This window comes from Rhodococcus artemisiae (genome assembly GCF_036327795.1).
GTDB classification, from domain to species: Bacteria; Actinomycetota; Actinomycetes; order Mycobacteriales; family Mycobacteriaceae; genus Rhodococcus; species Rhodococcus artemisiae.
Genome location: NZ_JAUTXY010000005.1, coordinates 274,110 through 295,127, shown reverse-complemented (window position 1 = coordinate 295,127; position 21,018 = coordinate 274,110). Strand labels below are relative to the sequence as shown.

The window sequence follows — 21,018 nt, the reverse complement described above, 5'->3', positions numbered from 1 at the left end:
TGCCTGACCTACAGTACACGATGTTTCGGGGTGCAATTACCAGGGCTCGTCTACGCGTCGAAAGCGCCGATCGTTTCGGAGTAGTACCCACGGATGTGGCCCTCGATCCGCCGGCGCGCGAGTTCGGCATCTCCCGCACGCACTGCCTCGACCAGACCACGATGCTCGTGCCGCAGCCGCCCGCACGTCGTGGGCCAGATCGCGAGCGGTGCCCCGGCCAGGACGTATCCCTCGATGGATTCGCGCAGCCCCGCCATCATGGCCGCGATCACCTGGTTGCCTGCGGCGTCTGCCATAGCGATGTGGAACTGCGAGTCGAGTACCAGGAACTCGTTCGCTTCCAGTGCGGTGTCGTCCATCGCGTCGAGCAGCTCCTCCGCGTTGCCCAGATCCGGTGTGGGACTGCGAGTAGCGAGCAACTGCATCACCTCGGTTTCGAGGACGAGGCGCGTCTGTACGACGTCGGCGACCGGGAAATTCTGGGCAGCGACCTGCATCCGCATGAGCATCGTCATCCCGCCCGTGGGCCGCGACACGATCATCGCACCGGAGGTGGGCCCCGACCCGGTCTGCGACTTGAGCAGGCCCAGCGCTTCCATCACGCGCAGCGCCTCCCGGACCGACGACCGCCCGACACCGAGCTCGGCGGCGAGTACACGTTCACCGGGCAGACGCTGGCCCGGGGAGAGCTCCCCGGATACCAGCATCTGCTCGAGGTGGTTCAGCACGTGTTCCCACGCGCGTGGCTCGGACTGTGGCGACATGACTCGACAGCCTATGTGTCGGGGCAGGTCAGGGCAGCATCCAGGACAGCACCGGTGTCGACTGCAGGTACACCAGCACACACAGGACCGCGAGCATGCCGATGCTGTACCAGACCACCTTGCGCAACAGTTCCGGCTCACTACCGGGCCGGTCGACGGCGGTGGCCGCGATGGTGAGGTTCTGCGGACTGATCAACTTGCCGACCACACCACCGGAGGTGTTCGCTGCAACCAATAGCGTCGGATCGATACCGGCGGTCTGGCCCGCAGCTTGCTGCAGGCGAGCGAACAGCGCATTGGCCGAGGTGTCGGATCCGGTGACGGCGGTGCCCAGCCAGCCGAGAATCGGTGAGAACAGTGCGAAGATCGCCCCGGTTCCCGCGAGCCATGTGCCGATCGCGACGGTCTGCCCGGACTGGTTCATCACGTACGACAAGCCCAGCACCGTCGCGACGGTGGCGATGGCGAGGCGCATCTTCCATGCGGTGCTCCCCAGGGTGACCACGGCCAGACGACCGGTCATCGGGAACTTTCCGGCGTGGTTCCATATCGCGTAGACGACGGTGACGATGGCGCCCGAGATGAGCAGGAGCGTGCCCGGAGTGGACAGCCACGGCAGCGTGTAGATCGCGCCCGTCGAGGCGGACCCGTCCTCGTTGAGGAGACTTCCGTACAGGCCGGGCCACTCGATCTTGATGTCGGTGGAGGCCAGCCACTTCGGGATGTCGACTCCGAGGGTCCACAGCTTGGCGATGCCGAACACCACGATGACCAGCAGGTACGGGAAGAGGGCGAACATCGTGCGGCTGGGGCCGATGGCTTCGGCCGACGCCTGTGAGAGCTGGTCGTCGGGGGTGCGGGGAGCCCAGAAACGCAGCATGATCACCGCGGCGGCCAGGCCCACCAGCGAGGCGACGACGTCGGTCAGTTCGTACGAGAAGTGGCTCGAGCACCAGAACTGGGCAAGCGCGAACGCGGCGCCGGTGACCAGTGCGATCGGCCATACCTGGCGGAAGCCGCGGCGACCGTCCACGAGGAACAGCAGCAGCATCGGCACGAACAGCGCCAGCACCGGGGTCTGCCGTCCGACGACCGCGGCGATCTCGGTGGCGGGGATACCGGTGAGGTTGCCGGCGGTGGTGATCGGAATTGCCATGGCGCCGAAGGCGACCGGTGCGGTATTCGCGACCAGGACGGTGACGGCGGCGCGGATGGGGGGCATTCCGATCGCAATGAGCATGGCGCCGGTGATCGCCACGGGAGCACCGAAACCGGCGAGGGCCTCGAGCATTCCGCCGAAGCAGAACGCGATGAGCATCGCCTGCACACGCATGTCGCCGCGGCCGACCGAGTTGAACACCTGCCGGAGGTCTTCGAACCGGCCGCTGACGACGGTGAGTTCGTAGAACCAGATCGCGGTGACCACGATCCACATCACGGGGAACAGGCCGAACGCGACGCCTTGCAGGGCGGACAGTCCGGCGAGCGGTGCGGGCATTCCGAACCCGAGCACCGCGATGATCAGTGCAACCGCGAGCGCGCCGAGCCCGGAATACCAGGCCTTGAGTTTGAATCCGGCGAGCAGGACGAAAAATGTCAGCAGCGGCACCAGGCCGAGCAGTGCGGAGGCGGTGAGGCTGCCGGCGACGGCGGTCGTCGACGGTGTGAAGGTCACCGCGAGCAGGTCGGTTTCCACAAGGGGGCTCCTGAGATCGCGGCCGCAGTGTGCGGCGACTGGCTATGTGGTCGGACCACGTGGTCAGACCACAGGGGAAGCTACACCATGATGCGGGTCACAATCGAGTCCCCGGTGCGAAATCGAGAAATTCAGAAATCTCGTGACGGGTCCCACGGTCATCCGCTAGGGTGTGGTCAGACCACACAAGCCGATGCGGAGTTCCCCATGCGAGTCGCGCTGTTCGCCACGTGTCTGGGCGACACGTTGTTTCCCAATGCAGTCAAAGCCACAGCCCTCCTGCTGACCAGGCTCGGGCACGAGGTCGTCTTCCCCGACTCCCAGACGTGCTGCGGCCAGATGCACATCAACACCGGTTACCAGCCCGATGCGCTCCCCCTGGTCGAGAACTACGCGGGCACTTTCGGGGACACGTCCATCGATGCAGTCGTCGCGCCGTCCGGCTCCTGCGTCGGATCGGTGCGACACCAGCACGAGATCGTCGCGTCGCGATACGGCAGCGCGAGCCTCTGCGGTCGTGTGGACACCGTCAAAGCCAAGACGTACGAACTGTCGGAGTTCCTCGTCGATGTTCTCGGCGTCACCGATGTCGGTGCCTACTTCCCACATCGCGTGACGTACCACCCCACGTGTCACTCGCTGCGGATGCTGCGTGTCGGCGACAAGCCTCTCCAGCTCCTGCGCGACGTTCGGGAAATCGACCTCGTCGAACTTCCCGAAGCCGACTCGTGCTGCGGCTTCGGTGGCACGTTTGCGATCAAGAACGCGGAGACCTCCACCGCAATGCTGGCCGACAAGATTCGCAACGTCTCGACCACGGGCGCCGAGTTCTGCAGCGCCGGCGATTCGTCCTGCCTGATGCACATCGGCGGTGGCATGTCGCGATTACAGACAGGAACCCGGACCATCCATCTCGCCGAGATACTCTGCGCCACCGAGTCGAAGGTGGTGCCGGTATGACAGCGTCCCGATCCACCCACTCGACCCGCCCGACCGCACTCGGACTCCCCTCGATCCCACCGCGCGGGTTCGGTAATCTGCGCGGAACCGAAACGTTTCCGGCCGCGGCGCATCACGAGCTCGCGAACGGGCAGCTGCGGCGCAACATAGGCAAAGCGACACACACCATCCGCGCCAAGCGACTCAACGTCACCGGCGAGATACCCGACTGGGAACAGTTGCGCGACGCCGGTGCAGCCGTGAAAACCGATGTACTGAACCGGCTTCCCGAGTTGCTCGAGCAACTCGAAGCTGCGGTGATCGCGCGCGGCGGGGTCGTGCACTGGGCCACGGACGCCGCCGAAGCCAACGCCATCGTGACGCGGCTGGTCCGCGAGACCGGTTCCGACGAGGTCATCAAGGTCAAGTCGATGGCCACGCAGGAAATCGGCCTCAACGAGCACCTCGAGGACGAGGGAATCCACGCATACGAGACCGACCTCGCCGAACTCATCGTCCAGCTCGGACACGACAAGCCGTCGCACATCCTTGTGCCTGCCATCCACCGGAACCGCACCGAGATCCGCGAGATATTTCTGCGCGAGATGGCCGGCGTGGACCCGGATCTCGACGACAATCCCGCACATCTTGCCGAGGCGGCACGCAAGTTCCTCCGCCGGAAGTTCATGACCGTCCCGGTCGCCGTGTCCGGAGCGAACTTCGGGGTCGCGGAGACAGGCACGCTCGCTGTCGTGGAGTCCGAAGGCAACGGCCGCATGTGCCTGACCCTGCCCGACACACTGATCACCGTGATGGGTATCGAAAAGCTGCTGCCCACGTATCGCGATCTCGAAGTGTTCCTGCAGTTGCTGCCCCGGTCGTCCACGGGCGAGCGGATGAATCCCTACACCTCCATGTGGACGGGGGTCACCCCCGGCGACGGACCGCAGAACTTCCACCTCGTGCTCCTCGACAACGGCCGCACCGCGGTGCTCGCCGACCGCGTGGGACGCGAAGCACTGCACTGCATCCGGTGCTCGGCGTGTCTGAACGTGTGCCCCGTGTACGAGCGCACCGGCGGACATGCCTACGGATCGACTTACCCCGGCCCGATCGGTGCGGTCCTCAGCCCCCAATTGGCCGGCATGAGCGAACCCGGCGACCCGAACGCGACCCTGCCGTTCGCCTCGAGCCTGTGCGGCGCGTGCTACGACGCCTGTCCGGTGAAGATCGACATCCCGTCGCTCCTGGTCGAACTGCGGCACCAAAAGGTCGAACATGCGAAGTTCGGTCCTGAGGCCGCGCTGATGAAGGCCGCTTCGGTGGCGATGTCGTCATCTGCGCGCTGGACCGCGGCACAGAAGGCCGCCGGAGCGTTGCGGATCGTTGCAGGCAAGAAGGGCAAGATCTCCAACCTCCCAGGCCCACTCGCGGGATGGACTGCGGCTCGCGACATCCCGGCTCCTCCGAAACAGACCTTCCGGCAATGGTGGCAGTCCGACGAGGGCGCCGCGGCGATCACACAGGCGCGCCAGAACGGAGAGACACAATGACGTCGCGCGACACGATCCTGGGACGTATCCGCGACGCCGGGGTGCTGGCGCCACCGACGCCCGTGGACATTCCACGCGAGTACCGCACCGGCCGAGTGCTTCCCGACGACGAACGCTACGAATTGTTCGTCGATCGGCTTGTCGACTACAAGGCCCATGTGCATCGCAGCACGGTCGAGGAACTCCCCGCCACGATCGCACGTGTGCTGACCGAACGAGGCGTCCGCCGTGTGGGGATACCTGCGGGACTGGATGCTTCGTGGTTGTCCGAGTTCGACGGTGAGATCGTCGTCGACAGCCCCGACGTTCCGGCGCCGGAACTGGGGAATCTCGACGGTGTCGTGACCGCGTCGACGGTGTCGTGCGCCGAGACCGGCACGATCTTCCTCGACGGCAATCCCGATCAGGGTCGCCGGGCTCTGACACTGGTACCCGACCTGCACGTGTGCGTGGTACCGATGAGCAGCGTCGAGGTGGGGGTACCGGAGGCACTGGCAAGGTTGGTTCCGGAGCGGCCCACCACCATGATCAGCGGGCCGTCGGCGACATCCGACATCGAACTCGAACGTGTCGAGGGGGTGCACGGCCCCCGGACCCTCGATGTGGTGATCGTCTGAACACCTCGGCGATACCGCCGCGTACCTGACGGACAGATACACGACGTCGGCGGGGCGTATCTGTCCGTAACGTTCGCGGTTGTCAGGTGGGCACCGTTCAGTCGTTCTTCAGCCGCCACTCCGCGAGGTCGATTGCGCTGGAGATGGATTCGATGAGCAAGGCGAGTCTCTCCTCAGGGCCTGGCGCGCTGAGTATCGCGTACCGGTCGGCCTCGCCCATCGGGATGTGCCGAGCAAGAGCGAAGAGCCGGGCGCCGGGATCGGTCGGAAGATCGTCCGGCGGGGGCGCCGCGCGCCCCTCGGTGAGCCTGTCGAGCAGACCGTAGAGCCTGCCCAGATGCACGGTGAGTTCGCTCAGATCCACGGCGGCGGAGTCGGTGTCGGGCCATGCCTCGACCTCCGCGCGCGGATAGGGATCGTCGGGAAGCCAGTCGAGGATGCGAATACGTTCTTCGGCAATGCATTCCAGTGTGTGCCGTCCGCCGCCGAGATCGTTGTCGACCAGGATGCGGGCCACGGTGCCGATGTCGGTGCGCTGGTCGCCGCCACCGACTTCGTGCCCGCGGGCGATCAGCACGACCCCGAAGCGTGGGCCGTCGGGTGCGGCCACGCAGTCGCGCACCAGTTCTTGATACCTCGGCTCGAACACCCGAAGGGGAAGGTGGTCTCCGGGAAGCAGCGCTGTACCCAGCGGAAACATGGGGAGAATCGGCATCAGGGCATCCTCAACCGTGGTGTCGGAGGTTCGGGGATCGGCCCGCCGCGTTCGATCTCGGTGAGCAGATGGTCGGCCCACGCGGAGAGTCCGTCGATGTCGAGACCGTGTGGTGGTTCGTCCTCGTAGTGACGTATTCGTGCCTGCCCCTGCTTCAGCACCGACGTGGCGCCCTTCACGTTGCCACGAAGCAGATGGGTGAGCCCGACAGAGAGCTGTGCCAGACCCTGCCACAGGGGGCGCTCCTCGGGCTCGCAGGACTTCCAGACCGACTCGAACACCTCGTGGGCGTGGAACGGGTACCCGTGGTCGAGGAGGCGTTGACCTTCGGTGATCGCCTCGTCGGGGTCGAATTGCGCGTCTTCGGGAATCCCCTCGACACCCTCTTCGCCGTAGGGCAGAGGGCGACCCAATGCGTCGCGAGGTCGTGCGTTCTGCGGTTTCCCGTCCGAGGTCCGGTCCCGATCCGACATGAATCCAGGTTAGTCCACCGTGAGTGTCCTGCGTTGTCGTGGCGCCCGCGCCACCTTGACCAACCCTGGCCTGTTCCCCGGTGAAACTCAGCAGAGCTCGCGAATCTGCCGATGCGCGTCGCTGTACTCCCGATCCAGCCGCTCGACGAGATCCGCCGCCGAGACGATTGCATCCAGGGCGCCGACGCCGTGGCCGGCCCCCCAGATGTCGCGCCAAGCCTCGGCGGTCGATGCGGAGTCGCTCTTCTCTCCGGTGTCGAAGTTCATCGCGGACGGGTCGGAGAGAGCGAGGTTGTCGGGGTCGAGGCCGGCTGCGGCGATGCTGCCGCGCAGGTAGTTTCCGTGGACGCCGGTGAACAGGTTGGAGTAGACGATATCGTCGGCGTGTGAGTCGACGATCATCTGCTTGTAGTCGTCGACGGCGTTGGCTTCGGTGGTGGCAATGAACGCAGATCCGATGTAGGCGAGGTCTGCGCCGGCGGCCTGTGCCGCGAGGATGGAGCGACCGTGCGCGATCGACCCCGACAGCAGCAGCGGCCCGTCGAACCATTGCCGGATCTCTTGGACCAGCGCGAACGGGGACTGGGTGCCGGCGTGTCCGCCGGCGCCGGCGGAGACAGCGATGAGACCGTCGGCGCCCTTGTCGATGGCCTTGCGGGCGTAGCGGTTGTTGATGATGTCGTGCAGGACGATGCCGCCGTAGGAGCGGATGGCGTCGTTGACGTCGGCGCGGGCCCCGAGTGAGGTGATGACAATCGGGACCTGGAAATCGACGACGGTCGCGAGGTCCTCCTCGAGCCGGTCGTTGGACTTGTGCACGATCAGGTTGACCGCGAACGGCGCGGACGGCGTGTCGGGGTTGTTGGCGTCGTACTTGGCCAACGCCTCGGTTATCTGTGTCAGCCATTCGCGCAGTTGCGCCTGCGGCCGCGCGTTCAGCGTCGGGAACGAGCCGACGATGCCGGCCGTGCACTGGGCGATGACGAGGTCGGGGCCGGACACGATGAACATCGGCGACGCCACGACGGGCAGCCGCAGCCGTTGCGTCAGAATTGGGGGAAGTGCCATGGAGTTCTCCTTGTGTGCTTGGAGGTTCATCCGAGTCGGGCCACGGTGCGGATCACCGCGACGGTCGCAGGCAGTGCCACCGCACCCGACACGAGGGCAAGGTATGGGCCCGCGGACACGTGGGCCCGGTGCGGCAGCCGTCTGCGGCGTTGGAATCCCACGACCGCGATCGTCACCGCGCACACGGTGAGGGCCGCGACGGCGAGACCGCTTCCGCTTTCCCTATCGGTGACGGCGTGATGGACGCCGAGAGCCGTGGCAGCGGCCGCCGTGGCGACGGTGCGATACCAGGACAGGACGGTGCGCTGGACCTGCAGACCCGGATCACCCGCGGCCTCCTCGCGCACCGGCAGTGGTGGCGGTACCGTCACGGCCCCACCGTCGCCCACAGCCCGAGCCCGGTGGCGACAACCACACCACCGGCGAGGATCGGCATGAGCGGGGATCGTGGGAGCGGCCGGTTACGCCTGATCGCGGTCTGCACCCTGGACCACTGCAGGTAGGCGCACCCGGCGACGAGGAGAGCGGTGGCCAAGCATGTCAGCGCCAGTACGGGCCGCAGGATCTGCGGTTCGATGCTGTCGATCAGTTCACGCGCCGCGAACCCACCGGCGACGAGTGCGAGGGCCGTCCGCATCCAGGCCAGGAACGTGCGTTCGTTGGCGAGCGTGAACCGGTAGTCGGGTTCCCGGTTCTCCTCGGCGGCGTCCGGGCCTTCCCTCGACTCCGAGATCCCGGTTCTCCTCCCGGCCTGGTGCGGACGGACGGTCATCGCGGGGTGCGCAGGTTCTCGAAGATGGTGGCGTTTGCCATGCCACCGCCCTCGCACATCGTCTGCAGGCCGTACCGCATGCCCTCCGTGTCGAGGTGGTGCAGCAGGGTCGTCGCGATCCGGGCACCCGACCCGCCCAGCGGGTGGCCCAAAGCGATGGCACCGCCGTTCGGGTTCACCCGCGACGGGTCGGCGCCGGTTTCCGCGAGCCATGCGCCGACCACACTCGCGAATGCCTCGTTGACCTCGAACGTGTCGATGTCCTCGAGCGCGAGCCCGGCGAGTGCGAGTGCCTTGGCAGTGGCCGGGATCGGACCGGCCAGCATGGTGATCGGGTCGTCGCCGACCACGGTGGCGGTGTGCACCCGTGCGAGCGGTTCGAGCCCGAGGCTGCGTGCCCGCTCACTGGTGGTGATCAACAGGGCGGCGGCGCCGTCCGAGATCTGGGAGGCATTGCCCGCGGTGATCCGCCCGTCCGGCTCGAACGCCGGCTCGAGCGCGCCCAGCGCCTCGAGCGTGGACTGGCGGCGCACGCCCTCGTCGACGGAAAGCACTCCGCCGTCGGGAAGTTCGACCGGGGCGATCTGCTTGACGAACCGGCCGTCGTCGATGGCCTGCGCGGCGCGGCTATGCGACTCGATGCTGTACTCGTCGAGTCGGGTGCGGCTCAGGTCGTAGCGCCGGGCCAGGATTTCCGCGCCGGTGCCCTGGTTGAAGGCGAAGTCGTCGTAGCGCCGGGCGACCTCCGGCCCGAAGGGCACTCCCGGCCCGGCCTTCTTCGCCGAGCCCATCGGGACGCGGGACATCGACTCGACCCCTCCCGCGACGACGATGTCCGCATGGCCCGCGATCACCGAGGCCGCGGCGAACGAGATGGCCTGCTGGCTGGACCCGCACTGCCGGTCGACGGTGGTGCCGGGAACCTTCTCCGCCCATCTGGCGGCCAGTACGGCGCTGCGGGCGACGTTCGCCGACTGCTCACCGACCTGGTTCACACAGCCCCACACCACATCGTCGACGAGGTCGGGGTCGAGTCCGGCCCGGTCGGCGAGCGCACGGAGGACGACGGCGGACAGATCGACGGGGTGGATACCGGACAGTGAGCCCTTCCGGCGCCCGACGGGGGTACGGACCGCTTCCACGATCACGGCGTCACGCATGAGAAATATCCTTCGTTCGAGAGGTTCGGAGAGGGGTGTGAGGCATCATCGCGGTGCCATCCGGATCGCGCCGTCGAGCCGGATCGTCTCGCCGTTGAGCATTCCGTTCTCGACGATATGGATGGCGAGAGAGGCGAATTCGGCGGGATCGCCGAGCCGGGAGGGATGTGGCACCGACGCGGCGAGCGAGTCGCGGACGTCCTGACGTGCCCTCGCGAGCAGCGGGGTGTCGAACGTGCCAGGGGCGATGGTGCATACCCGGATGTTCCGGCTCGCGAGATCCCGCGCGGCGGGGAGTGTCATGCCGACGACGGCAGATTTGGCTGCGGCATAATTGATCTGCCCGATCTGGCCCTCGAATGCGGCGACGGACGCGGTGAGCACGCATACTCCGCGGTCGCCGTCGATCGGCTCGTTGGAGGCCATCGCCTGCGCCGCGAACCGGAGCACGTTGAATGTGCCGACGACGTTCAGGCGAACCACGGACTCGAACGGCTCCAGGTCGGCGGCGGCGCCGTTCCTGTCCAGGACTCGCATGGGCCTGCCTCGGCCGGCGCAGTGGACAACCGCGCGGACGGGTCCGCTCTCGGCTGCCGCAGCGAACGCCGCTGCCACGGCATCGGCGTCGGTGACGTCCGCCGCGACGAAGCCGGCGCCGGGCCCGAGTTCCTCGGCCCTGACCGCCCCGTCGGAGGAGGGGAGATCGACGAGGGTCACGGTGGCGCCGCCTTCGATCAACCGAGCGGCGGTGGCAAGGCCCAGGCCGGATGCGCCGCCTGTGACGACGGCGTTGATGTTCTTGATCTGCATGGTTTCTTTCGGTTTCGCTCGTGGCTACTTGGATGCGAGCAACGCGGGGAGTGCGCGTGCCAGATTGCGTTCGTGGAGTTGGGACGCTCCCTCGTAGATGCGCAATGCTCTGACGTCGCGCCACATGCGCGGCACCGGACTGTCGCCGACGATGCCCTCGCCGCCGAGAACCTGCACGGCCCGGTCGGCGACCTCCGACGCCATCTCGGTGCAGTACAGCTTCGCCGCCGAGATCCGTTCCTTCGGCGGCCCGGCGAGATCGAACTCGCGGGCGCAGTCGAGAACCAGCGCGCGGCCGGCCTCGAGTTCGGCGTAGCTGCGCCCGAGCATGCTCTGGACGGCACCGAACTCGGCGATCGCCTGCCCGAACTGGTGACGTCGGGTCGCGTGGGTGCTGGCCTCGTCGAGCAGGCGAGCGGCCTGCCCGACTGCGGTGGCGGCAACATGGGTGCGGGCGTGGTTGATGCCCCGCATCGCTTGACGCAGCCCCGACCCCTCGGTCCCGCCGAGCACCGCGTCCCGTTCGACCCGGACGTTGTCGAACACGATCTCCGCGATCGGCCCCTCAGCGTGCCCGTTCATCTGCTCGGGCAGTCGGGTGGTGACTCCGGGCGCGGTCCGGTCGACCAGGAACGCCGACAGCGCACCATTCGATTCGTCCGTGACCGCAAAAACCATCAGGACGTCGGCCCAGGCGCCGTTTGTGATGAAGCGCTTGGAGCCGTTCAGCACGTAGCCGTCTCCGGACCTCCGCGCTGTGGTGCGTACGGCGGTCGCGTCGGTTCCGGCCGCGGCCTCGGTGAGAGCGAACGCCGCGACGCAGTCCCCATTCGCCATCGCCGTGAGGTACCTCTCCCTCTGGACATCGGTGCCGAAGGTGGCGACGGCCTGCGAGACCAGGCCGATGGTGGTGGAGAAGCGTGAGCGGTACACCACGGACGCCCTCGTGAACTCGAAGGTGAGCCGCACCTGCTGCTCGACGGTCCAGCCGAGGCCGCCGTGTCCGCGCGGCAGGGTGATGCCGAACAGTCCGAGTTCCGCCATCCGCCGGACAAGAGGTTCGGGGACGTGACCGAGACGCACCATCTCCCGCTCACCCGGAATCAACTCGTCGTCGGTGAACCGCCGGATGGTGTCGAGGTACTCGTCGAACTCCATGCCCCGGATTGCGTTGTCGATCATGTCAGAGCCCCAGCGATCGGGAGACGACGCTTTTCATCACTTCGCTGGTGCCGCCGAAGATCCGGGTGACCCGCGCATCGGCGTAGAGACGCGAGATCGGGTACTCGCGCATGTAGCCGTATCCGCCGTGGAGTTGCAGGCAGCGATCGACCACGCGGGCCTGCATCTCGGTGCAGAACAGTTTCGCCTTGGCAGCGTCCGCGGCGGACAGCATGCCCGCGTCGAGCGCCACGAGGGCACGATCCACGAGTGCCTGCCCGGCTTCGATCTCCGTGGCGCACTCCGCGAGGACGAACTTCGTGTTCTGGAAGTCGGCGACCCGCTGCCCGAACACCTTGCGGTCCTTGACGTAGTCGGTGGCCAGCTGGAGAGCGGCGGTCGCGGTGGCCTGCGCGGTGACGGCGATGGTGATGCGCTCCTGCGGCAGGTTGTGAGCCAGCATCGAGAACGCCTTGCCTTCGGTTCCGAGCAGGTTCCGGGCGGGCACGCGGACGTTGTCGAAGAGCAACTCCGCGGTGTCCTGGGCCTTCAGGCCGAGTTTCTCCAGATTGCGGCCCCGGCTGAAGCCCGGCATTCCCGCTTCGACGACGAGCAGCGACAGGCCGTCCCGTCGGTTGTCGGAATCGCGGGAGGTGCGGGCGACGACGACGATCAGGTCGGCGTTGATCCCGCCGGTGATGAAGGTCTTGGCGCCGTTCAGGATCCAGTCGTCACCGTCGCGCACGGCCGTGGTGGCCATCCCGGCGAGGTCGGAGCCGGTGCCGGGCTCCGTCATCGCGATGGACGCCATCAGGCTGCCGTCGGTGAAGCCGGGGAACCAGCGTCCCCGCTGCTCCTCGTTCGCGTACTCGAAGAAGTAGGGCAGCACGGTGCTCAGGTGCACCTGGAGTCCGCCGAGGGTGGCGGCCGCGTAACCGGTCTCCTCGATGACGATGGCGTTGAACAGGAAGCTGTCGATGCCGCCGCCGCCGAACTCCTCCGGAACCTGCAGGCCGTTGATCCCGAGTTCCGCGGTCTTGGTGAAGAGTTCACGCGGAACGAGGCCGGCGCTCTCCCAGTCGGTGAGGTGCGGGGTCACCTCCTTGCCGATGAACTGGCGGACGGTGTCGCGGAAGGCGTCATGGTCGGAGTCGAACAAGGAGCGGTGCATGGGGGGCCTCACAGGGTTGATGGGCGGTGCCGCCGGGGCACCGGGTCGTTCTGGTGGATAGGTCTTCTCAGTGGGTGCGCACGACGCCGGAGTCGGCGAGGGTGTCGATCTGGGTCGCTGTGTATCCGAGTTCCGTCAACAGCTCCGCCGAGTGCTGGCCCAGCCCGGGGGCGCCCGTCGTCGAGCGACTGGGCAGGCTGCTCAGATGCCAGGGCGAGCCGAGCGTCGTGTGCTGTGCGCCTTCGGGATCGGTGACGTCGATGAAGATTCCGGATGCCTCGACGTCCGGGTTCTTGCGCACCTCGCCGTACGTGCTGATGCGTCCGGCGACGACGCCGTTCGGCGTGAGCAGGGCCATCGCCTCGTCACTGGTCATCCGGGCGAACTCGGACCGGAGTTCGGTCAGCAGGGCGGCGCGATGCTCGACGCGGGTCTCGTTCGACTGGAAGCGGGGGTCCGCCGCGATGTCCGGCCGGCGGAGCAGGGAGCACAGTCGGTCGAAGTGCACCACCGAGTACGCGGACACCACGATGGCGCCGTCCCTGGTCGGCATGACGTCCGCGGCCGGTGCGACCGTCGGTTGGCCGTTGCCCTTGCGCATCGGCTCGGTACCGGTCATCAGGTATTCACCCCAGTTCGGGCCCTGCAGGTGGACGGCCACCTCGAGGAGAGAGGTTTCGACGGTGTCGCCCTCCCCGGTGCGCAGCCGCCGAATGTAGGCGCCGAGGATCGCCTGGGCGAAGACGTGTGCGGCGGCAGCGTCCACGACGGGAAACCCGACCCGCTGCGGTTCACCGTCGGCTTCACCGGTCACCGACATGATTCCGCTCTCGGCCTGTGCCGCGATGTCCAGTCCGGCACGATCCTTGGACGGGCCGCCGAGTCCGAACCCGCTGACCGTGGCGTACACGACGTGCGGGTTCGCGCCGCGGACATCGGTGGCGCCGAGACCGAACGAATCCATCACTCCCGGCCGGAGGTTCTGCACGATGATGTCCGCGTCCGCGATGAGCTGATGTGCGATCTGCTTTCCCTCCGGGGACTTCAGATCCAGTGCGATGCAACGCTTGTTGCGGTTGTAGTTCCGCAGGATCGCCTCGCCGTACAGGCCGATGAGCCGGGACGACTCGCCGTGCACCGGCTCGACCTTGATCACGTCGGCGCCGAGGTCGACCAGGATCTGGGTCGCGGCCGGGGCGGCGATGAACTGACCGAAGTCGATGACGCGGACGCCTTCCAGGGGTGCGGTCATGATGTTCTCTCCTGTACGAGTGCGTTGAGCTTGGCGATGTCACGTTCGGGGCGGACGAACCACGTGGCCACCGCACCGCCGACCGCCATGAGCAGTCCGGTGAGGGCGAATCCGTGGCCGTAGCCAGTGATCTTGTCCTGTGCGTTGCCGACGAAGAAGCCGAGCACGAGTGGGGCGATGACGCCTGCCATCGAGTAGAAGGCGACGAGGAATCCGAGCACGGGTCCGCGCTTGCTCGGGTGCACGACGTCGGCGACCGCGGTGAAGGCGACCGCGTAGGCGGCGGAGTTCAGCGAGAAGGCGAGGCTGATGAACACCATCTGAGGGAGGCCCTGCGGCAGGAGGGTGAAGGCGACCATCGAGATGCCCGCCGTGACGATCAGTCCTCCGGCGAGGTATCCGCGCGAGATCCGGCGTGACACACCGCGAGCGGTCAGCCGGTTCGACAGCAACCCGGCGCCGATCGCGCCGGCAGCCGCGAAGGCGTAGGGCAGCATGATCAGCCGACCGGTGGTGGCGGTGTCGTAGCCGAGACCGTCGGAGAGGTACACCGGAAGCCAGGCCACCTTGAGAGTGGTCGACCAGTAGGCGAAGAACGTGAGCAGGGCGATACCGATCACGGTTCCGGTGGTGGCCAGGGACTTGTACGAGACGTCGGGGAGAGCCGCAGTGGCCGAGTCGTTTTCGGTCGCAGCACTCACTATCGGTGCGTTCCGTCCGAACGCGAGCCAGGCGGCGGTCCACAGGACTCCGGCACAGATGAGGACGCCGAAGGCTGCGTGCCAGGACCAGGTGACGATCACCCAGGTGAGGATCGGGGCTGCGAGCAGCGGCCCGACGGAGGCTCCGGCGGTCACGATGCCGCCGGGCAGCGCCCGCTTGTTGGCCGGGAACCACGAATGCACGCTGTGGGTCGCCAGGGCGTAGGCGGGTCCCTCGGCGAATCCGAGCACGATGCGGCAGGCGAGGAGGACACCGAAGCTCACCGGCCCCAGCAGGGGGACCATGGTGACGATCCAGACCAGCATCAGCATGGCGAGCAGCCACCGTAGGCCGATGCGCGACGACAGTGCGCCGATGATGATGGCGCCAGCGGCGAACAGCCAGAAGAATGCACTCTGCAGCATCCCGAACTGCTGCGGTGTGATACCGAGGTCCTCCTGAATATGGACTCCGGCAAATCCGAGCACTGCCTTGTCGGCGAAGTTGAGGAGGAGGAAGGCGAACAGGAGGCCGGTGACGATCCAGGCTCGTCTGTACGACGGCGCGGCGGCGACCGGGGTGCGCTGCGTGATGGTTTCGGACATGGGACGGCTCCAGGAGATGTGGTGGAGGGGAGGTCAGCGGCCGGCGAAGCTCGGTGCTCGCTTCTCCAGGAAGGCCGCGGCTGCTTCACGGGCGTCGTCGGAATGGAAGGTGTGCACCATTCGATCGACTTCGGTGACCAGGTAGTCGCCGAGCGAGACATGTTCTGCCTGAAGAATGTTCGCCTTCATGGCGCGCAATGCGAGGGGTGCGGAACGGGCGAGGCGCGAGGCGAATTCGTCAGCCGTGTCGAGGAGGGGGACGTCCTCGACCACGACTTCGGTGACGAGTCCGAGCCGGTGTGCCTGTACTGCCGTGATCTTGCCGGGCGTGAGGAAGAGTTCGCGTGCGCGAGCGCCTCCGAGAATTTGGTTGATCAGCCAGACCCCGCCGAGGTCGCCCGACAGTCCGGCGCCGACGAAGGCGGTGTTGAAGACGGCCCGCAGCGAGGCGATCCGGTAGTCCGCCGCGGCTGCCAGGGACAGGCCGGCTCCGGCGCAGGCTCCGTCGATCGCGGCGACGGTGATCTGGGGCATGCGGTGGAAGTCGACCAGGGTGGTGCTCACCTGGCGGAGTCGGGCGGTGTCGCCGGCGACGGAATCCCGGCGCAGCGTCCGATTCTCCGGGGCGGCCGCGAGGTCGGCTCCGACGCTGAAGTCGGTGCCCTGTCCGGCCAGCACCACGACGTGGATGTCGGGTCGGCGCGACAGGTCGCTGATGACGGTGTCGAGTTCCTCGAACACGGTGTACGACACAGCGTTACGACGACCAGGGTTGTCGAGGAGGACCGTGGCGACGGCTCCGTCGATCGTGCAGTGGACTCGCCCGGTCATGGGCCCTCCTCGGATGTCGGTGAATGCCGTGTGAACTGGCACACATCCATTGAAGGGGTCACGACCGACTAGGTCAAAGACATGTTTTCATCCAAAATGACTGCAATTGGCTATTGGTTACCTGGGCGGACATCGGTGTGCTCGCGCGTGCGTTCGCGAACCCGACGGTCGGCTTCCTGCATCGAGAGCAAGGCGGAATCGAACAGTGAATGCCCGGCCGCCCGGTGTGCCTCGAGGTTCTGAAGCCACATTTCGAAGGATCGCCGGGAGAAGTCGAGGAACGCACGCGCTGCGGCGGTCATCCGCCCCGGACGGTGGACCACTCCCAGTTGCCGGGACAGGTGCGGCGACAGCTCGCGCACCACTCCGTTGTGGCGGTGGGCCTCGAGGGCGATGCGGAGCGGGATGATCGCGGCGCCGCCGCCTGCCATCACGATCGGCAGCACGGCCCCGCGTTGGGGGACCTCGACCACGATCCGCGGCTCCACCCCACGAAGGCGGAGTGTCTCGTCGAGGTAATCCCTTGTGGCGGTACCACGCTCACTCATCACGAAGGGAACGCCCGCAAGGGCGTCGGCGGGCACCGGGTCGGGCCACAGCGCATCGGTGCCCGGCGGGCAGACGAGCACGAAGTTCTGCCGGACCAGATCGGCGGTGACCAGATCGCCGCCGGCGATGGGCATCGGGAGGAAGCCCAACTCGCAGGCACCCGACCGGACCAGGTCGATGACGTCCGCGGCGTCGTCTCGTTCGTCGATCCGGAATTGCACGTCGTGGTTCCTGGCTCGAAATCGGGCTACCCACACCGACAGCGGGTCGGTGGACATGTCCGAGATCGCGGCGATGTCGATGCGACCGCCGCTCGGCCGGCCCGCGCTACGGACCGCGTTCGCCGCGGCCTCCGCGTCCCGCAGGATCATGCGCGCCGGGCCGACGAGCGCCTCGCCCGCCGGCGCCAGTACCAGACCGCGGCCGACCCGGTGAAACAATTCGGTCCCCAGGTCCTTCTCGAGTTTGCGTACCGCCTGGGACAGTGAGGGTTGTGCTACCCGCAAAGCGGCGGCGGCTCGGTTCACCCCACCGTTGTCGACGACAGCGAGGAAGTACTCCATCTGGCGCAGGTCCATGACCCGAAACTAGTCCGATCCGGGTGCGTACCGCCCTGGATCCGACACGAATCCGGATGATGCACTATATCCGCCCGCCGGCACCCTCACGCGGTGTGGGACGCCCCGATAGCCGATTCGACGATCACGACGAGGGTGTCGGTGAGCAGGGTGTGGACTTGTTCGCGGGTCAGTGATCGGCGTTCGATCCATTCCCGGCCGGTGGATTTGATCAGACCGCCATAGGCGCGAATCATCGGGTGGAGCGCCATGGCCTCTTCCTCGGTGATGGCAGGTCCGAGTGCCTCGAGCAGGCGATCCGCGGCAAGGTCGTCTGCATCGCTGAGGATCTTCCCGACGTCCGGGTCGCTTGCCATACCTCCGCCGGCGACCGCGACGAGCCAGGTCTTGCCGTGGCGCTCGAGGATGGTCAGGAACCAGTCGATGAAGGCGTCGGCGCGCTCGGTGAGAGTGCCGTCGGGGACGGTGACCCGGTCCGGTGGTGGCACGGTGACCATCGCTTTGATGACCTCGAGGTAGAGGTCGCGCTTGCCTCCGAAGTAGTGGTTGATGAGTCCTCGCGCGACACCGGCTTCTTTCGCCAGTTCGGTGGCCGACACCGACGCGTAGGGGCGTTCACCGAACAGTCGGATGGCGCAGTCGAGGATCTGTCGGCGACGCGCGTCGGGTTCGAGACGCTGTCGCTGGGGTTCGGCCTCCAAGCTCATGGAAATACCTTCTCACTCCTGGTGGCCCCCGCTTCGGGTGGGCGAACCTCCGGCCCGAAATTCTTATTGACAGTGTGCCAACAAGCACATTACCTTGGTGGCACTCACGGGAACAGAAGCGAACCCGATCATCGCGCGACACCGGAGGCGCCGTGTCCACAGCACTCATCACCACGCCCGAAGCGAGCGAGCCGGCTGCTGTTCGGGAACTCGCCCGTGACTTCTTCACCAAGGAGGTGGCGCCGCTCGAGTCGAAGTTCATCGAGCAGGGTTATCCCGACCGATCCGTCTACCGCAGGGCCGGCGACCTGGGTCTTCTGTGCATGTCGGTCCCCGAGGAGTACGGCGGCGGCGGTGCGACCTTCGCCTACGAAGCGATCCTGTTCGAGGAGCAGATCCGCTCCGGTGACAGCGCGATGCAGCTCGGCGTGCACACCGGTATCGTTCCGCACTACATCCTCGCGTACGGCACCGAAGAGCAGAAACAGCGTTGGCTGCCGAAGCTCGCGTCGGGGGAGTGGATCGGCGCCATCGCGATGACCGAGCCGGGAACCGGATCCGACCTGCAGGCCATCAGTACCCGCGCCGTCAAGTCCGGAGACGACTACCTCGTCTCCGGCGCAAAGACTTTCATCTCCAACGGCCGAAACTGCGACCTGCTGATCATCGCCGCGAAGACCGACCCCGATGCGCGGGCGTCGGGACTGTCGCTGCTCGTCGCCGAGGTATCCGACGACACAACGGGTTTCGAGCGTGGACGTGTACTGGACAAGATCGGGCAGAAGGGCCAGGACACCGCCGAACTGTTCTTCGACAACCTGCGGATCCCGGCGGAGAACCTCCTCGGCCCCGACGCAGGCAGAGGGTTCGTCCAGCTGATGGAACAGCTCCCCAACGAACGCCTGATCTGCGCGGTGGCAAGTGTCGCGATGATGGAGCACGCCGTCGAGCTGACCACCGCATACACGAAGGAACGCAATATCTTCGGCAGGCCGCTCATGGCCATGCAGAACACCCGCTTCGAGCTCGCCGAGTGCGCCACCGTCACCCGCATCGCACGGACCTTCGTCGACGACTGCATCGCCCGATTTCTCCGAGGCGAACTCGACGTCCCCACCGCCGCGATGGCGAAGTACTGGACCAGCGACCAGCAGTGCGCGATCGTCGACCGCTGCCTGCAGCTCTTCGGTGGCTACGGGTACACCAACGAATTCCCGATCGCGCGCATGTTCACCGACAGTCGCGTACAGAAAATCTATGCCGGCGCCAACGAGGTCATGAAGGACATCATCGCCCGTTCGCTGTAAGACCCTCACCGTTCCCCGGACACCTGGAGCTTCGATGTACCTGACCCAAGGCCTGCACCGTGCCCTGCAGTGCACTCCCGAGGCACCCGCCACCATCTACGGCGATCGCACACGCACGTTCCGTGAACACATCGATCGGATCGCGCGTCTCGCCGCCGGACTGCACAGCCTCGGGGTGACCTCCGGCGATCGCGTCGCGATGCTCTCGCTCAACAGCGACCGCTACGCCGAATACCTCCTTGCGATCCCGTGGTCCGATGCGGTTCTGAACCCGGTCAACATCCGGTGGAGCCCCGCCGAGATCGCTTATTCGATCAATGATTCCGGCACGAAGGTGCTCATCGTCGACGACGCGTTCGCCGCAGCCGTTCCCGCTCTTCGTGGTGCCTGCCCCAACCTGACCACCATCGTGTACGCGGGGGAGAACGACGCCTCCGAAGGCGCCGTGTTGTACGAAGAGCTGATCGCCACCCACGATCCGGTCGAGGACGCACGACGTTCCGGCGAACAGCTGGCCGGCATCTTCTACACCGGCGGAACCACCGGATTCCCCAAGGGCGTGATGCTCAGCCACACAAATATGGTGACCTCGGCAGCCGGAACGGTCGCCACCGGCGAACTCTTGTCCGGTGCCGCACGTTTCCTGCACGCCGCGCCGATGTTCCACCTCGCAGACCTGGCAGCGTGGGCAGGTCAGGTCATGCTCGGCGGACCTCACATCATCGTGCCGTTCTTCGAACCGGTCGCGGTGCTCGAGGCGATCGAGCAGCATCGACCCACCGACGTCCTGCTGGTCCCGACCATGTTGCAGCTCCTCGTCGACCATCCCTCCGTGAGCGAATACGACCTGTCGGCGATGCAGCGGATCCTCTACGGCGGTTCGCCGATCGGTGAAGGTCTGGCCAACCGGGTCCTGACGATGTTCCCGGGTGTGCGCATGACCCAGGCGTACGGCATGACCGAGGTCGCGCCCGTCGCCTCGCTCCTGCTCCCGGACGACCACGAGGGCGCCACACTGCGCTCGGGTGGGCAGGCTGCACCGCATTCGGAACTGCGGATCGTCGACATCGACGGCAACCCTGTTCCTACCGGTACCGTCGGCGAGATCTGTGTGCGCGGTGGACATGTCATGCAGGGCTACTGGAACAAGCCCGCCGAAACCGCAGCCGTCCTGCGCGACGGCTGGTACCACACCGGCGACGGCGGCTACCTCGACGAGAACGGATTCGTCTACGTCGTCGACCGACTCAAGGACATGATCGTGACCGGGGGAGAGAACGTGTACTCCGCCGAGGTCGAAAGCGCCCTGAGCAAGCATCCGGCGGTCGCGCAGTCCGCGGTGATCGGGTTGCCGTCCGAGACCTGGGGAGAAACAGTGCACGCCGTGGTGATCCTCGCCGCGGGCGCCGAGGTCAGCGCCGAAGAGTTGCAGGCATTCTGCAAGGAGCACATCGCCGGCTACAAGACCCCGCGCAGCGTCGAGTTCGTCGCCGCCATCCCGATGTCCGGGGCAGGCAAGATCCTCAAGCGTGAGCTTCGCGAAGCCCAGGCCGAGCGGTCCTGATGAGCGCTGAAATCCGTGTACCCG

The 21,018-nt window shown here is 66.7% G+C and carries 21 protein-coding genes; 5 read left to right on the top strand and 16 right to left on the bottom strand.

Features of this window, described 5'->3' with window-relative positions:
* Window positions 1-50: 50 nt before the first annotated feature.
* Both Q7514_RS13825 and Q7514_RS13820 read right to left on the bottom strand, forming a co-directional pair.
* Window positions 51-764: a FadR/GntR family transcriptional regulator gene (locus tag Q7514_RS13825; protein ID WP_330133834.1), complete on the bottom strand. Its 714-nt coding sequence runs from the start codon at window positions 762-764 to the stop codon at window positions 51-53.
* A 28-nt stretch (window positions 765-792) separates the two neighbouring features.
* Window positions 793-2,460, bottom strand: coding sequence for an L-lactate permease (locus Q7514_RS13820; RefSeq protein ID WP_330133833.1), 1,668 nt, complete (start codon window positions 2,458-2,460; stop codon window positions 793-795).
* Window positions 2,461-2,667: 207 nt separating this feature from the next.
* On the opposite strand from Q7514_RS13820, the gene Q7514_RS13815 reads away from it, so the two are divergent.
* Genes Q7514_RS13815 through Q7514_RS13805 form a run of 3 tightly spaced genes read left to right on the top strand, consistent with a single transcriptional unit; the run spans window position 2,668 to window position 5,569 of the window.
* The gene (locus Q7514_RS13815; protein ID WP_330133832.1) at window positions 2,668-3,420 is read left to right on the top strand and encodes a (Fe-S)-binding protein; all 753 of its coding nucleotides are present in this window, start codon (window positions 2,668-2,670) and stop codon (window positions 3,418-3,420) included.
* Window positions 3,417-4,952 (top strand): LutB/LldF family L-lactate oxidation iron-sulfur protein, encoded by a 1,536-nt coding sequence (locus Q7514_RS13810; protein WP_330133831.1) that lies wholly within the window; start codon window positions 3,417-3,419, stop codon window positions 4,950-4,952. Before Q7514_RS13815 ends, Q7514_RS13810 begins: the two co-directional genes overlap by 4 nt.
* Window positions 4,949-5,569 carry a LutC/YkgG family protein gene (locus tag Q7514_RS13805; protein ID WP_330133830.1) on the top strand — a complete coding sequence of 207 codons (621 nt, stop codon included), beginning with the start codon at window positions 4,949-4,951 and terminating at the stop codon, window positions 5,567-5,569. Before Q7514_RS13810 ends, Q7514_RS13805 begins: the two co-directional genes overlap by 4 nt.
* 97 nt (window positions 5,570-5,666) lie before the next feature.
* On the opposite strand, the gene Q7514_RS13800 is transcribed toward Q7514_RS13805, so the two are convergent.
* From Q7514_RS13800 to Q7514_RS13735, 14 genes are all read right to left on the bottom strand, one after another.
* Complete coding sequence (locus Q7514_RS13800; RefSeq protein ID WP_330133829.1) at window positions 5,667-6,284, bottom strand: LON peptidase substrate-binding domain-containing protein; 618 nt, start codon at window positions 6,282-6,284, stop codon at window positions 5,667-5,669.
* Complete coding sequence (locus tag Q7514_RS13795; protein ID WP_330133828.1) at window positions 6,284-6,757, bottom strand: DUF309 domain-containing protein; 474 nt, start codon at window positions 6,755-6,757, stop codon at window positions 6,284-6,286. Before Q7514_RS13795 ends, Q7514_RS13800 begins: the two co-directional genes overlap by 1 nt.
* Window positions 6,758-6,844: 87 nt before the next feature.
* Window positions 6,845-7,825 (bottom strand): NAD(P)H-dependent flavin oxidoreductase, encoded by a 981-nt coding sequence (locus Q7514_RS13790; RefSeq protein WP_330133827.1) that lies wholly within the window; start codon window positions 7,823-7,825, stop codon window positions 6,845-6,847.
* A 26-nt stretch (window positions 7,826-7,851) separates the two neighbouring features.
* On the bottom strand, window positions 7,852-8,196 hold the full coding sequence (locus tag Q7514_RS13785; protein ID WP_330133826.1) for a DUF202 domain-containing protein: 345 nt from the start codon (window positions 8,194-8,196) through the stop codon (window positions 7,852-7,854).
* The gene (locus Q7514_RS13780; protein WP_330133825.1) at window positions 8,193-8,597 is read right to left on the bottom strand and encodes a YidH family protein; all 405 of its coding nucleotides are present in this window, start codon (window positions 8,595-8,597) and stop codon (window positions 8,193-8,195) included. Before Q7514_RS13780 ends, Q7514_RS13785 begins: the two co-directional genes overlap by 4 nt.
* Window positions 8,594-9,757, bottom strand: a complete 1,164-nt coding sequence (locus Q7514_RS13775; RefSeq protein ID WP_330133824.1) for a thiolase family protein — start codon at window positions 9,755-9,757, stop codon at window positions 8,594-8,596. Before Q7514_RS13775 ends, Q7514_RS13780 begins: the two co-directional genes overlap by 4 nt.
* Before the next feature lie 45 nt (window positions 9,758-9,802).
* Window positions 9,803-10,567, bottom strand: coding sequence for an SDR family NAD(P)-dependent oxidoreductase (locus Q7514_RS13770; protein WP_330133823.1), 765 nt, complete (start codon window positions 10,565-10,567; stop codon window positions 9,803-9,805).
* A 24-nt stretch (window positions 10,568-10,591) separates the two neighbouring features.
* Window positions 10,592-11,749, bottom strand: a complete 1,158-nt coding sequence (locus Q7514_RS13765) for an acyl-CoA dehydrogenase family protein (protein WP_330133822.1) — start codon at window positions 11,747-11,749, stop codon at window positions 10,592-10,594.
* Window position 11,750: 1 nt separating this feature from the next.
* Window positions 11,751-12,899: an acyl-CoA dehydrogenase family protein gene (locus Q7514_RS13760; RefSeq protein WP_330133821.1), complete on the bottom strand. Its 1,149-nt coding sequence runs from the start codon at window positions 12,897-12,899 to the stop codon at window positions 11,751-11,753.
* Between the two features lie 67 nt (window positions 12,900-12,966).
* Entirely contained in the window at window positions 12,967-14,151 is a 1,185-nt protein-coding gene (locus tag Q7514_RS13755; protein WP_330133820.1) for a CaiB/BaiF CoA transferase family protein, read from the bottom strand.
* Window positions 14,148-15,458, bottom strand: a complete 1,311-nt coding sequence (locus Q7514_RS13750; protein WP_330133819.1) for an MFS transporter — start codon at window positions 15,456-15,458, stop codon at window positions 14,148-14,150. The genes Q7514_RS13755 and Q7514_RS13750 overlap by 4 nt, the downstream gene beginning before the upstream one ends.
* Window positions 15,459-15,491: 33 nt before the next feature.
* Entirely contained in the window at window positions 15,492-16,289 is a 798-nt protein-coding gene (locus tag Q7514_RS13745; protein WP_330133818.1) for an enoyl-CoA hydratase/isomerase family protein, read from the bottom strand.
* A 110-nt stretch (window positions 16,290-16,399) separates the two neighbouring features.
* Complete coding sequence (locus Q7514_RS13740) at window positions 16,400-17,416, bottom strand: LysR family transcriptional regulator (protein ID WP_330133817.1); 1,017 nt, start codon at window positions 17,414-17,416, stop codon at window positions 16,400-16,402.
* Between the two features lie 86 nt (window positions 17,417-17,502).
* A complete protein-coding gene (locus tag Q7514_RS13735; RefSeq protein ID WP_330133816.1) occupies window positions 17,503-18,123 on the bottom strand; it encodes a TetR/AcrR family transcriptional regulator in 621 nt (206 codons plus the stop codon).
* Window positions 18,124-18,275: 152 nt separating this feature from the next.
* Between Q7514_RS13735 and Q7514_RS13730 the strand changes: the two genes are divergently transcribed.
* Both Q7514_RS13730 and Q7514_RS13725 read left to right on the top strand, forming a co-directional pair.
* The gene (locus Q7514_RS13730) at window positions 18,276-19,430 is read left to right on the top strand and encodes an acyl-CoA dehydrogenase family protein (protein ID WP_330133815.1); all 1,155 of its coding nucleotides are present in this window, start codon (window positions 18,276-18,278) and stop codon (window positions 19,428-19,430) included.
* Window positions 19,431-19,464: 34 nt separating this feature from the next.
* On the top strand, window positions 19,465-20,994 hold the full coding sequence (locus Q7514_RS13725) for an acyl-CoA synthetase (protein ID WP_330133814.1): 1,530 nt from the start codon (window positions 19,465-19,467) through the stop codon (window positions 20,992-20,994).
* Window positions 20,995-21,018: the final 24 nt, after the last annotated feature.